We start from the raw sequence: 12,341 nt of genomic DNA on the forward strand, positions 1-12,341 counted from the left end.
AGCGACAGAGCCGCTTCCGCGATTTTCGGCCACGCGATTGGCGCGTTGCCGACATCGCTAACCTGGGCTTTTTCTGACCAGCGCGGTGATGTAGCCCGCCAGCGTGATCGCGCCGCACTCCGGCCGCTGCGGCGCGAACCTGTTTTCGAGCGTGATGCGCGTCATCGCCGCATAAGACCTGGCCGCGGCGTTCGAAAAGCCCAGCGCCTCGAATGCCGGCACCCATTGCGCCTGCGGCGTCTGCACTGCCTCCACCGGCCGCCCCAGGGCCTCTGCGAAAGCCGCCGCCACGTCGGCCGACGAGTAGCGCGCCGGCCCTTCGACATGGTGCGGCCCCGAAGACTCGGCCGGCCCCAGCATCAGCTTTGCAGCGAACTCGCCCAGATCGTGCGGCGCGACCATCGGCAGCGTGAAATCCGGCGGGTACATGGTGTGCACCTTGCCCTCTTCGCGCGCGGTCTTGAGCGACGCGTCCCAGTTGCTCATGTAGTAGGCCGCGCGCAACGCGCTGAACGGCACCGGCCCGGCCTGCAGCGCCTGTTCCATCTCGTGGAGCACGCCGAGGTCGCCAATGCCTTCGCCGGGCTGCGCGCCATACACCGATTCGGCAACGATCTTCTCTGGCCTGCAGCCCTCGAGCGCGGCCAGGATGGCGCGCAAGCTGCGGCGTTCCTCGGCGACCGTGTCGGTGGACGGGGGCGCCGGCGGGTTCAGCACGAAGATTCTCTTGGCGCCCTGGAACACACGGTGCAGCGCGGGCGTGTCGAACACGTCGACTTCCGCCACGCGCGCGCCCTTGCGGCGCAGCGCCTCGGTCTTGCTCGCATCACGCGTCAGCACGGTGACGGGCTCGTTGCGCCCGAGCAAGGCCTGCGCTAGCGCCAAGCCGACGTGTCCCGTCGCGCCAAGAATGATGTGCATCGCCAGCGCCCCGGACGCTCAGCCGCGCTTCTCGGCGTTGCGCTTGCGGGTGGCGGCGGCTTTCCTGGCCGAGGCGGAACGCTCGGCCGCCGTGCGGTGCGCCGCGGCGGCGCCACCCAGCCGGCCGCCCTTGCGCGCCGGCGCGTGGTTCTCGGCCTTGCCACGGCCCGAGCCCGACTTCTTTCCGCCGCCGGTCTCGGCGTTCACCGTGGCCCAGGCGCGGCGCTCGGCTTCGGCCTTGCCGACGCCGCGATGTTCGTAGCCTTCCTCGATGTGCTCGGCCTGCCGCTTCTGCTTGTCCGAATAGGACGACTTGTCGCCTCTTGGCATGTTGCTGCTCCTGCAAGGTTGAGGAGCTTTCGATGCTGGAGATGCAAGCGGCCGTGCGGGTAAGAAGACGCAAGCGCCTCGCGTAAGCGCTGTCTGTCTTGTGTCAAGGGCGCGTCAGCAGGCCACTCACGCCGGCGTGCCGGCGAGCAGCGGCACCGGTGCTGCCAGCGAAGCCACCATGGCCAGCAGCGTGTCGCCGAAGCCGCCGCGCGCACGCGCATCGGTGCGCGCGCTGGTGGTGACGCGCGGGCCGGCGCTCCAGGCAATGCGCGCACCGCTGGCCTCCAACGCCTCGACCAGCGCCACGTCCTCGCTGCAGGCCAGCGGCGCGAAGCCGCCGGCACGGCGATAGGCCTCGGCCGCCACGCCGAGGTTGGCGCCGTGCACATGCCGGTGATTGTCGGCATGCGTGTAGCGGCTGTCGAAATGCGCCCTCGCCCGCTCGCCTTCGGCGCCGAGCACGCTCCAGTCGTCCACGCTGACGCAGCCGCACACCGCATCGGCGTTTTCGGCCAGTTGCATCGCCAGCCAGTCGGGGGCGACCACGGTGTCGGCATCGGTGAAGGCCAGCCAGCGCGCGCCGGCCTCGATGCACAGCTCGGCACCACGGGCACGCGCAATGCCGACGTTGCGCACGTCGAGCGCCAGCCGCGCCACGCGGTGCTGCTCCGCGATGCGCTCGCTGCCGTCGGTGCAGCTGTCGAGCACCACGATCACGCCGACCGGCTCACCGCACAGCGATTCGTGCCGCGCCGCGACCCAGACGGCTGCCAGCGTGGCGCCCAGCCGTTCGCATTCGTTGTGCGCGGGAATGACGACCCCGATCACCGGATGCCCTCGCGCTGCGCCACCGAGCGGCCGTCGCGCGCCCATGCATGCAGCACGAAGTCGTCTTCCTCGTGAAGCACGAGGCGCGCGAGGCCGAGTGCGCCGAGGATGCCGTGCACCTCGTCCGTCGGCAGGCTTCGCTGCTCGAAGCCGGGCCGCCAGTCGCAGGCCACCAGAGTGCCGTCCGCGGCCAGCGAGGCTTTGCAGCATTCAGCCACGCGCTGCATGTCCGCGCGCTGCAGGAAGTAGCCGACTTCGCTGAGCACGATCAGGTCGAAGGGGCCGGCGTCCCGCGGCCAGTCGCCGGGCAGCGCGTGCTGTTCGACACGCACGTTGGTCAATTCGCGGGTGCGCTCTTGCGTGATCTGCACCGCGCGGTCGGAAAAATCGCTCGCCAGCAGTCGCCCGCAGCGTGCCGCGAGCGCATGCGTGAGTTCGCCGGCGCCGCAGCCGGGTTCATAGGCCTTGGCGTAGTGCTGCCGCGGCAGCGCGGCCAGCAGCACGGCGCGCTTGCGGGCTTCATACCAGCGGTCGCGCAGCGCATACGGGTCGTCGCTGTGCGCATAGAGCGCGTCGAAATAGGGGCGCTGTCCATCGGTCACAGGAACACCACCTCGTAAGGCCGCGCGGCGCGTTGCACGGTGGTTTCGCGAAGCACCGGGCCGGAACCGGTGGACGCGTCACTGCGCAACTGGCTGGTGAAGGCCTGTACCGCCGCGCGCTTGCGGCGCGCGGCTTCCTCGCTGAGCAACAGGCGAAAGGCGTGCTGCCACGGCATGCGCGCATCGCCGGGGTGCGACCAATGCCAGCCCCAGACCGGCACTTCGACCAGCCGCGCGCCCGCGCTCGCCGCAGCCATGGCACAGGCCTCGCCGGTGGCTTCGTGGTCGGGGTGGCCGTCGTGGCGCCAGGTGGTGAAGACCACGTCGCGAGGCCGCAGCAGCGACACCAGGCGCGCCGCGAGCACCGCCCGCTGCGCCTTCAGTCCGCCATCGGGCATGCCCAGCCGCGTGGGCGCGATGCCGTCCAGCCCCAGGCGATGCAGCGCCCTCAGGCTCTCGCGCGGGCGGGCCTGCGCGAGCCGCTCGGGCGGCCATTCGGTGGACCCCTGATGGCTGGCGGTGCCGTCGGTCACGGCGATCACTTCCACCGGCGTGCCGCTGTCGGCAAGCTGCGCGAGCAGTCCCCCGACGGCCAGCACCTCGTCATCAGGGTGCGGCGCGACCACGACCGCGCGCGAACCCGCGGGAACCAGATCGTGCGGCGCGACCGTGGGCAGGCCCGCCAGGCCGGGCCAGTTGCGCCATTCGGCTTCGGTCGTGCCTTCGCCGCGGATGGCGCGGCTTTCTACAGCGTCCATGGCGACGTTCCCTCTTCGGTGTTGCTGGTGATGATCGACTGGCCCAGCGCCGCGAGGTCGCGCTCGGCATGGCTCTGGCGCAGGAACACCGGCAGATCGGCCATGGCGCGCGCGAACTTCGGTTCACGGCACAGCGGGCCGGCGCCCACCGCCCGGCCGGCGTGGTGCATGAGTTCTTCCGCAGCCCGCTCGACAGCGAGCCGGACCCGCATCGCGACGCGCTGCGCGTTGTCTCGCGGATGGCGGTCGATCCATTCGGCGGATTCGCGCAGCAATGCAGCGGCGCCGCCGAGCGCGACCTCCATGGCGCCCAGATGGGCCAGCCGGTGAGCGTCGGCCTTCGGCCCGGTGGATTCGCGAACCCGCCGAGCGATGCCGAGCGCGCCGCCGAACCAGCAGGCGGCGATGCCCGCCCCGCCCTGCCAGAAGCCCGGGCGCCGCGTGTAGTCGCCGGGCTGGCCGACCAGCACGGCCCGCGCGTCGTCGAAGCGCACGTCCACGCTGGCGCTCGCGGCCATGCCGACGGCATGCCAGCCTTCGCCGGTCACGCGGACGCCGGGCTGGTCCATCGCGACCGCGGCCAGGCACGGTTGGCCTTCCGTATTCCAGCCGCTGACCACCGCATGCGTGACGCTGGCCGCGCCCGAGCACCAGGCCTTGGTGCCGTTCAGCCGCAGATCGCGCCCGCCTTCAGCCACTTCGAAAACAACGCGCGCATCGGGCGGCTCGGCGCACCACGTGCCCCAGCGCGCGCCCGGCGGGACGGCCGGCACGCCGCCGCCGAGCTCGGCCAGGATGGCGAGCGCGTCGGTGTGGCCTTCGAACAGCTTGACGAGCGAGAGATCGTGCGCCGCGACTGCCGCCAGCACGCGCCAGCGCGCGAGGGTCTGGCCGCCGCCAGGCAGCGGCAGCACGTCGAGGCCCGCGTCGACCAAGTGCTTCAGCGCCAGATCGCGGCCATGCCGGAGCGTGAGGGAGGCAAGGGCATCGGCGGGGTCTGAATCGAACATCGACCGACCTTAGAAAAGCCTCGCGCGCCGACCCGTCGGCGCGCAGCACCGGCGCCTGTAGGAGCTTGGCTGTCGCTCGGCCTCTTCGTCGGTCTGCGCGCAAGCCCTGTCCTGCCCCCGCCGGTTGCGCGTGGTCAGCGTGCTCTACGTGTTCGCAGGGTGATGGAGTAGCGCAGCGCCTCGGTCGGTGCAATGGCGTGTTGCCATGCCCAGCGCGCCGGCCCGCGCAGCAGGTACACCGAGCGCGGCTCGATCAGGAACTCGAGCGCGGCCGGCCCCGAGGCTGGTGCGCCCGGCACGTAGGGCCTGAACTGCATCACCGCGTCGTTGTGCAGCGAGACGCCGATGATGTCCTCGAACTCGGGCACGTCGCGGTGCCATCCGAGCGGCGTGCCGGGGCGGTACTCGGCGATCAGCATGTGGCCGAGGTCTTCGGGCGCGATGCCGGCCCACGCGGCAACCTTCGCGCGCAGCGGGTGCAGTGCTTCCGGCAGCGGCGGACCGGGCTTGAGGCGGTTGGTGCCGAAGTCATAGCTGCCGCCGAAGCTGGTGCCCCGGCGCCGCGCCGTGTATTCCTTGTAGCGCATCTCCTTGAGTGGCAGGCCCTGCACGATGCCCAGCAGGTCGGCCTCTTCGGCAAGCGACAGGAAGTCGCGCTCGTAGCGCAGGCCCTCGACGGCCGCCGCCGGCGCCTCGCCGAACAGGTCGGGGTGGGCGGCGTGCTCGAGGCGTCTGGCAGTGCGCGTCTTCCTTGTCATGTGCCCTCAGTCATGGTTGCCAGAGGCGGACCCAATCGACCTGCATGACCGGATTGGAGCCTGCACCTCGCCGGCCATAGCCTTCCGGAGGAATATTGCCCGCCCAGGCCAGGTCCTTGATCTCGGTGGTCAGCAGGATGTATTCGGGGCTTTTCGAAATCCCTTCGGAGGTCTCCCAGAACTGTTTTCCGTCAAGGAAGAACTGATATTTATCCGGAGTCCAGAGCACCCCTGCCGTATGCCATTCGGAGAACGACTCTCCCACCGGGAGCGGATTCACGCCGCTGCCTGCGCTCTTCTTCTCTCCCTCCTTGTAGCCATTCCAATGCACCGCGCTCGAATGCCGGTTGCTGAAATCACCCACGTTGTTTGCCCCGACCGCACGGTGCTCGATGATGTCGATTTCAACGCCTGCGGCCGGATTTTCCGGCGTGTACGCCCTGTTGCTGTTGGACATGAGCCAGAACGCGGACCACTGCCCCGGAGCGTTCACGAATCGAACGCGCGCCTCGATATATCCGAAGGTGAATTTGCAGCCCGGGTCCTTGTTCGTATCCAGCCAGCCCGTGTAGTGCGTGCCTGCGTCCGTGTAGGTCGAGATCGTCACGATGCCGTCGGCGACATCGATGGCCCTGGGCGTCTGCTGCGCGTCGTCCCGCTTTTCATTGACCATCCGCCACTTTTGCCCGTCCACGCCGGTGCCGTCGAACTCGTCATGCCAAGCGAGCCGATAGCCGGTTGCCGGGGTGGGCGCGGTCAATACAGCGAAGTGCGCGCTGGACCGCACCGCTCCCCCCGTCGTTCGAACGATGACGGGGCCGCTGGTGGCCGACGCAGGCACGGTGACGGAGATTCGCGTTGCCGAGTCCACGCGCAATTGCGGTGCCGATACGGCTCCGAAGCTCACGGAGGCGGTTGAATCGAACCTGGAACCGCTGATGACGATCACCTTGCCGGCGACCTCGGCAGACGGAGAGAACGATTGAATGGTCGGGCTTGTCGCCGTGGGCGAGAAATCCTCGGCCGTCGTGGCGGCTCCGTGAGATGTCGGCTGGTTTTCAACGGATGAGCCAGTTGCCGGCGGTGACGAGTCGTTGCCGGACGGATGGGTGGCAGGAGGGAGCAGATTTCCCACGCCCGCCGCCGGCCCGCTGCTTGAGCCGCCGCCCCCTCCCCCGCAACCAGCCAGCGCCGAGCCCCCCAGGAACACCGTTGCGGTCTGCGCACCCATTTGCAAAAAATTCCTGCGCGAGCTTTCCGTAACTAACGATTTGCTAATCAATTCAATTGATTTCATTAAAGACAATCCTGCTGTTGAAAATTCCCATATCGAGTTTAAGCATCGAATAAGGCATCGACAGGAAGCACATGGCAAGAATGTCTCGTCAGTTTTAATTCGGAGTTAATTTCATTTCAATGGGAAAGCCTGAATATCAACAGCGGCTTAATTCATTGCGCGCCATCTGCGTCCCCGGCCATCCGCACGTGCCACCAGCGCGGCAGCAGTTCGCGGATCTCGGCGCGCGCGAAGCGGTCGTCCAGCAGATGCAGCACGCCCCGGTCTTCCTCGGTGCGGATCACGCGGCCGGCGGCCTGCACCACCTTCTGCAGGCCCGGGTAGAGGTAGGTGTACTCGTAGCCCTTGCCGAAGCGCGCCTGCATGCGCTCGCGGGTGATCTCGTTGAGCTCGTTGTATTGCGGCAGCCCCAGGCTGGCCACGAAGGCGCCGATGAGCCGGCTGCCCGGCAGGTCGATGCCCTCGCCGAACGCGCCGCCCAGCACCGCGAAGCCGATGCCCTGCCCGCCTTCCTCGAAGCGCGCGATGAAGCCGTGGCGCTCGGCCTCGCGCATGCCGCGGGTCTGCGTCCACACCGGCACGCCGGGGTGCCGCATCGAGAAGGCGGCGCAGGCTTTCTCCAGGTAGTCGAAGCTGCTGAAGAACGCGAGGTAGTTGCCCGGCAGGCGCTCAAACTGCGCGCCGATGATGTCCGCCACATTGCGCAGCGAGCCCGCGCGGTCGCGAAAGCGCGTCGACACGTCCATGGCCACCTCGACGCGCAGTTGCGCGCTGTGGAACGGCGAGGCCACGTCGAGCAGCGCGGTGTCTTCGGGCAGGCCGAGGGCGTCGCGGTAGAACTCGAAAGGCGACAGCGTGCCCGAGAAACAGGTGACCGACGCCGCCTCCACGAAGCGCCCCTGCAGGAACGGCGCCGGCACCAGGTTGCGGATTGCCAGCCTGCGCGCCTGCTGCGTGGCGCCCAGCGTGCGCTCGAACACGGAGTGATCGCCGAAGGCCTCGGCCAGCCGCGCGAAATGCAGCGCGTCGAAGAAGAAGCGCTGCAGCGGCCCCTGCGAGGCGTCGGGCGTGGCCGCGAAGTGCTCGGCCATGGCGGTGTTGGCCGCCTGCAGGGTGCGAAGAAAGCGCTCGGGGATCTCGTCGCCGGTTTCGTAGCCGGCCTGCTGCGACTGCTGCACGGTGTCCCACTCGCGGAACACGCGGGCCAGCGGGCCGCGCAACACGGCCGGGGCCACCCGGTGGGCTTCCTCCAGCGCGCCGCCGTCGAGCTCGGCGGTGTACATGCCGCGTGCGCGTTCGAGCAGGTTGTGGGCCTCGTCCACCAGCACGGCGGCGCGCCAGTCGGCCTCGCGCATGGTGGCGTAGAGAAAGGCGCTGCTGTCGAAGTAGTAGTTGTAGTCGCCGACGATGGCGTCGGCCCAGTGCGCCATTTCCTGCGCGAGGAAATAAGGACAGACCTCGTGCGCGAGGCCGATGTCACGCAGCGCCTGGCGGTCGAGCCACGCAACCTGCGCGGCCTGCTCGCGCGCGGCGGGCAGCCTGTCGTAGAAGCCCTTGGCGAGCGGGCATGCGTCGCCGTGGCAGGCGCGGTCGGAGTATTCGCAGACTTTTTCGCGCGCCGCGAGTTCGAGCACGCGCAGCCGGCCCTGGCCGCGCCCCTTGTCGAGCACCCGCAGCGCATCGAGCGCCACCGGCCGGCCCGAAGTCTTGGCCGTGAGGAAGAACAGCTTGTCGATCCTGCGGGCGGCACGCGCTTTCAGCAGCGGGAAGATGGTGGCCAGCGTCTTGCCGATGCCGGTGGGCGCCTGCGCCATGAGGCAGCGCCCGCCGGCGCCGGCGCGATAGACGGCCTCCGCCAGTTCGCGCTGGCCCGCGCGGAAGCTGCCGTACGGAAACGCAAGCGCGGCCAGCGTGCCGTCCAGCGCGGCGCGGTGCGCGGCTTCGCTTTCGGCCCAGGCGGCATAGCGGCCGCACAGCAGCTCGAAGTGCTCGCGCAGTGCCTCGCGGGTGTGGTGCTCCTCCAGCACGGTCTCGTCGCCTGTTGCGATGTCGAAATAGACCAGCGCGACGGTCATCTCGTCATGGCCGTCCCGCTCGCAGAGCATCCAGCCGTAGGTGCGGGCCTGCGCCCAGTGCAGCGCGCGGTGGTTGCCGCGGATGGCGTCGAAGTCGCCTCGGAAGGTCTTGATCTCTTCCACCCTTGCCTTGTGGAATTCATAGCCGTCGGCGCGGCCGCGCACATGCACGCCGCCGCAGGTGGCTTCGAGCCCGACCTCGCATTCATAGTCGCCGCCGCGCCGGTGCTGCACCAGCGCGTGGCCGGCCATGCCTTCGAGCGCGCTGGGCGCGGGCACGAAGCGAAGGTCGAGGTCGCCCGCCTTCGCGCCGAAGGCGCACAGGGCCTTGACGGAGACGGTATGCGCGACCGGAAGGGGGGATTCGGATTCCATTGCGAAACAACTGGATGGATATACAGATGTTATCGCCTGCCGCAAGCAAGGACCACTCCTGGGGCTGCTACGATGCCGCACCGGGAAAACAGCCTCCCGGCCTGCAAAGCAAGACGGTGTCCCGTCCAAGCGCTGGAGACCCTCGACGGAGCATTCCGTGGACACTGCCCTGCCCGACGCAAGCCTGGCGCCTTCCGCGCCCCCGCAGCCGGTTACTTTTGCCGAAGTCTTGCGCTTCTGGCTCAAGCTCGGCTTCATCAGCTTCGGCGGCCCCGCCGGGCAGATCGCGATCATGCACACCGAGCTGGTCGAGCGCCGCCGCTGGATCAGCGAGAAGCGCTTTCTGCACGCGCTGAACTTCTGCATGCTGCTCCCCGGCCCCGAGGCACAGCAACTGGCCACCTACATCGGCTGGCTGATGCACAGGACCCGCGGCGGCATCGTCGCCGGCGCGCTGTTCGTGCTGCCTTCGCTGTTCATCCTGATCGCGCTGTCGTGGATATACCTCCGCTTCGGCAACGTGCCCGCGGTGGCCGGCGTCTTCTACGGCATCAAGCCGGCGATCACCGCGCTGGTGCTGCATGCGGCCCATCGCATCGGCAGCCGGGCCTTGAAAAACAGATGGATGTGGGGCATCGCCGCCGCGGCCTTCGTGGCGATCTTCGCGTTCGGCACGCCGTTTCCGGCCATCGTGCTGGCGGCCGGCCTGATCGGGTACTTCGGTGCAAAACGGGCGCCCGGCGTCTTCGCGCTGGGCGGCGGGCACGGCGCGGCCAAGCAGAGCTACGGTGCCGCGCTGATCGACGACGACACGCCCACGCCGCCGCACGCTCGCTTCTCGCGCCCGCGGTTGGTCAAGGTGCTGGGCGCCGGCCTGAGCCTGTGGCTAGCGGCCATGGGCGTTCTTGTCGCCACCCAGGGGCTGCACGCGACCCTCACGCAGATGGGCTGGTTCTTCACCAAGGCTGCGTTGCTGACCTTCGGCGGCGCCTATGCCGTGCTGCCCTATGTCTACCAGGGCGCCGTCGAGCAGCATCACTGGCTGTCGGGGGCGCAGATGATCGACGGACTGGCCCTGGGCGAGAGCACGCCGGGCCCGCTGATCATGGTCGTGGCATTCGTCGGCTTCGTCGGGGGTTGGCTGCACCGGGTGCTGGGGCCTGATTCGCTCTTCCTCGCGGGTGCACTGGCCGCCACGGTGGTGACCTTCTTCACCTTCCTGCCGTCGTTCGTCTTCATCCTGGCCGGCGGCCCGGCCATCGAGGCAACGCACGGCAAGCTGGGGTTTACCGCGCCGCTGTCCGCCATCACCGCGGCGGTGGTGGGCGTGATCCTGAACCTGGCACTCTTCTTCGCCTATCACGTGCTGTGGCCGCAGGGCTTCGGCGGGCACTTCGACGCCATGTCGGCGGCAATAGCCGTGGCGGCGGCCATTGCCTTGTTCCGGTTCAAGGTCGGGGTGCTGCCGCTGCTGGGTGGCTGCGCGGTGCTGGGGCTGGTGCTTTCGTTGCTGGTCCCTGGAATGCGTTGAACGCGAGCGCAGGTCAAAACTTGCGCCCATCCACTTCGGGGCTGAGTCCGGTGCGCCCGCCTTCTTCGTCGAGCGGGCCAGGCGTGCGTAGATGGTGCTACTGCCCCTTCCAGGGATAGTCAGCGACCAACTTTCCTGCCAATACAAACATGGATATGAAGACAAGGATGTCCAACCCTTGCCATACCCGGCGATTCCTGAATATCGGCGCAGCCAGACGCGACCCGACAGTGAGTGCGATGAACCATAAGAAAGACGCCACCACGGCGCCGCCTGCAAAGTAGAACTTGTCCGCCCCAACCTTGATCGCGCTGATTGATCCGATGACCAACACGGTATCAAGCCAGGCGAACGGCGTGAGCAGCGAATGAAAAAACGCGCCCCTGACCACTTGCGCGCGTGGCATCGGCCTTTGTGAAGCACCTTGTTCGTCCAGATGGGTTTGCCCAAGATAGGCCGAATACAAAGCTCTGACACCGTAGTACAGCAAATAAAGAATGCTGACCGTCATTGTCAAGACCATGACCCAGTAGTTTGCAGTAATGACCGCCCCGAGCCCGGCGACACCAAGAATGATCAACGCCAAGTCCGATAAAGCGCATATCAGTACAAGGACTACAGCATTATTTCCTGCAAGATTATTTTTTATTACAAAAGTATCCTTGGGTCCAAGCGCCATCAATAGACCGGCCCCAAGAACAAAACCCTCGATGAGCTGCAGATTTAACATTTCTTTCCATGTTTGGAGCAGAGAGGGCAGAACCCTCTCTTTTTTCCCAGATTAGATCAACGGAGTGTTTCCGAAGGCCCGATGACTTTCATCCGCGAATTCGGCAGTGTTGATGCGGTCCTTTCCCAGCAAAGTGGTATACGAATGCCGAAGATCTGGAATGGCAAAGTAAACCAGTGAACTGCGCGCGAGTTCCATCTTTGGTTTGCGAACCGCGTGATACATGGTGGGAATCCGTCCATCAGAAAGCATCGTCAGCAACGATCCCGTGATAACGATGACTTCATCATCCGCAAGGTGCACAGAAACTTCTCTGTCGTTCAGAAAAATTACCAATCCGTCGCGAGTGGGTTTGATCAAGGTAATGAGATGACCGTCTTCATGCCGGTCTTGTAGATAGGTGCGCCCATCCTCATGGTAGCTGCTCTCGTACAAACACAATTGAAGATAAGAACTGTCGCGAATCGACACATGATCGTCATTGCGAAAGAAGTCCCATAGTCCGTCAATCAGGCGCTGAGCAAACGACGAGAGTTCCGTCTCGCTCTTTGCAATGTTCTGATATGCGAGCGCCTCAACGAACGGGTGACCCGTATGAAGTGATCGATGCTTATGCCAGTAGCAAAATCTGTCACAGAGATCGACGTTATCCGTGTACTTCGCATGCTCCCCACCCTTGGGTAGAAAGCCGTCAGTTCGATCAGGAAAACAAAAGTCTGCTCGCATATCTTCTAGAGTACGCGATATCTCATCCAGTGCAGACCAAACCGCTCTTTGAGCCATGCTGGTCATCTTCACTATGGCGTAGCCATGAGTAATTAAAGAAAGCACGGTATCGCGCAAATCCTCAGGCGGAGAGTCGGCATCAATCGATCCAATGCGCGTAACAGCAGAAGAGGTAGCAACATAATTCATTATTAACTCCCTTAACCCGGCTGAATTGCCGACTTTCATTACAACATCCAGCCATGACCTTTCCGTTTCCAATTACTGATTTTCTCGTGACAGATTTTCATTCTCGGAATTTCCACACGGAATGGGTCCATTTGATTGAATGGGTAAGGAAACCCCTGTGAATGAAAGCCGGCGAACAATTAATAAGGAGCCGGTCGCGTGTTGAGCGCTA

General features: G+C 66.2%; 12 protein-coding genes. 1 reads left to right on the forward strand and 11 read right to left on the reverse strand.

Going from position 1 to position 12,341, the window contains the following annotated elements:
* Window positions 1-57: 57 nt before the first annotated feature.
* The 9 genes from C4F17_RS05510 to C4F17_RS05550 all read right to left on the reverse strand — a co-directional run bounded on the left by C4F17_RS05510 (window position 58) and on the right by C4F17_RS05550 (window position 8,954).
* Window positions 58-921, reverse strand: a complete 864-nt coding sequence (locus C4F17_RS05510) for an NmrA family NAD(P)-binding protein (RefSeq protein WP_106934564.1) — start codon at window positions 919-921, stop codon at window positions 58-60.
* 18 nt (window positions 922-939) lie between these two features.
* The gene (locus C4F17_RS05515) at window positions 940-1,251 is read right to left on the reverse strand and encodes a plasmid stabilization protein (protein ID WP_081270606.1); all 312 of its coding nucleotides are present in this window, start codon (window positions 1,249-1,251) and stop codon (window positions 940-942) included.
* A 126-nt stretch (window positions 1,252-1,377) separates the two neighbouring features.
* Window positions 1,378-2,079 (reverse strand): glycosyltransferase, encoded by a 702-nt coding sequence (locus C4F17_RS05520; protein ID WP_081270605.1) that lies wholly within the window; start codon window positions 2,077-2,079, stop codon window positions 1,378-1,380.
* Complete coding sequence (locus C4F17_RS05525; protein ID WP_106934565.1) at window positions 2,076-2,681, reverse strand: class I SAM-dependent methyltransferase; 606 nt, start codon at window positions 2,679-2,681, stop codon at window positions 2,076-2,078. Before C4F17_RS05525 ends, C4F17_RS05520 begins: the two co-directional genes overlap by 4 nt.
* Window positions 2,678-3,439 (reverse strand): PIG-L deacetylase family protein, encoded by a 762-nt coding sequence (locus C4F17_RS05530; protein WP_106934566.1) that lies wholly within the window; start codon window positions 3,437-3,439, stop codon window positions 2,678-2,680. Before C4F17_RS05530 ends, C4F17_RS05525 begins: the two co-directional genes overlap by 4 nt.
* Entirely contained in the window at window positions 3,427-4,449 is a 1,023-nt protein-coding gene (locus C4F17_RS05535; protein WP_106934567.1) for an acyl-CoA dehydrogenase, read from the reverse strand. The genes C4F17_RS05530 and C4F17_RS05535 overlap by 13 nt, the downstream gene beginning before the upstream one ends.
* Before the next feature lie 134 nt (window positions 4,450-4,583).
* The gene (locus tag C4F17_RS05540; protein WP_106934568.1) at window positions 4,584-5,207 is read right to left on the reverse strand and encodes an alpha-ketoglutarate-dependent dioxygenase AlkB; all 624 of its coding nucleotides are present in this window, start codon (window positions 5,205-5,207) and stop codon (window positions 4,584-4,586) included.
* Between the two features lie 10 nt (window positions 5,208-5,217).
* Window positions 5,218-6,504 (reverse strand): family 16 glycosylhydrolase, encoded by a 1,287-nt coding sequence (locus C4F17_RS05545; protein ID WP_106934569.1) that lies wholly within the window; start codon window positions 6,502-6,504, stop codon window positions 5,218-5,220.
* 152 nt (window positions 6,505-6,656) lie between these two features.
* Window positions 6,657-8,954 (reverse strand): ATP-dependent DNA helicase, encoded by a 2,298-nt coding sequence (locus C4F17_RS05550; protein WP_106934570.1) that lies wholly within the window; start codon window positions 8,952-8,954, stop codon window positions 6,657-6,659.
* A gap of 157 nt (window positions 8,955-9,111) precedes the next feature.
* Here C4F17_RS05550 and chrA point away from each other — a divergent pair, with 157 nt between their 5' ends.
* Window positions 9,112-10,485, forward strand: coding sequence for a chromate efflux transporter (gene chrA, locus C4F17_RS05555; protein WP_106934571.1), 1,374 nt, complete (start codon window positions 9,112-9,114; stop codon window positions 10,483-10,485).
* Window positions 10,486-10,582: 97 nt separating this feature from the next.
* Here the strand turns inward: chrA and C4F17_RS05560 are convergent, their stop codons facing one another.
* Together C4F17_RS05560 and C4F17_RS32680 are read right to left on the reverse strand one after the other, a co-directional pair.
* Window positions 10,583-11,215, reverse strand: coding sequence for a LysE/ArgO family amino acid transporter (locus C4F17_RS05560; protein ID WP_106934572.1), 633 nt, complete (start codon window positions 11,213-11,215; stop codon window positions 10,583-10,585).
* Between the two features lie 51 nt (window positions 11,216-11,266).
* Window positions 11,267-12,169, reverse strand: a complete 903-nt coding sequence (locus tag C4F17_RS32680; protein ID WP_159053606.1) for a 2OG-Fe(II) oxygenase family protein — start codon at window positions 12,167-12,169, stop codon at window positions 11,267-11,269.
* Between the last annotated feature and the right edge of the window lie 172 nt (window positions 12,170-12,341).

It is taken from the genome of Variovorax sp. PMC12 (assembly GCF_003019815.1).
Taxonomy (GTDB): Bacteria; Pseudomonadota; Gammaproteobacteria; order Burkholderiales; family Burkholderiaceae_C; genus Variovorax.

Coding starts and splice junctions, on each gene's coding strand:
- C4F17_RS05510 (WP_106934564.1), bottom strand. CDS start 921: ATGCACATCATTCTTGGCGCGACGGGACACGTCGGCTTGGCGCTAGCG.
- C4F17_RS05540 (WP_106934568.1), bottom strand. CDS start 5,207: ATGACAAGGAAGACGCGCACTGCCAGACGCCTCGAGCACGCCGCCCAC.
- C4F17_RS05545 (WP_106934569.1), bottom strand. CDS start 6,504: ATGAAATCAATTGAATTGATTAGCAAATCGTTAGTTACGGAAAGCTCG.
- C4F17_RS05560 (WP_106934572.1), bottom strand. CDS start 11,215: ATGTTAAATCTGCAGCTCATCGAGGGTTTTGTTCTTGGGGCCGGTCTA.
- C4F17_RS32680 (WP_159053606.1), bottom strand. CDS start 12,169: ATGAAAGTCGGCAATTCAGCCGGGTTAAGGGAGTTAATAATGAATTAT.
- C4F17_RS05530 (WP_106934566.1), bottom strand. CDS start 3,439: ATGGACGCTGTAGAAAGCCGCGCCATCCGCGGCGAAGGCACGACCGAA.
- C4F17_RS05550 (WP_106934570.1), bottom strand. CDS start 8,954: ATGGAATCCGAATCCCCCCTTCCGGTCGCGCATACCGTCTCCGTCAAG.
- C4F17_RS05535 (WP_106934567.1), bottom strand. CDS start 4,449: ATGTTCGATTCAGACCCCGCCGATGCCCTTGCCTCCCTCACGCTCCGG.
- C4F17_RS05515 (WP_081270606.1), bottom strand. CDS start 1,251: ATGCCAAGAGGCGACAAGTCGTCCTATTCGGACAAGCAGAAGCGGCAG.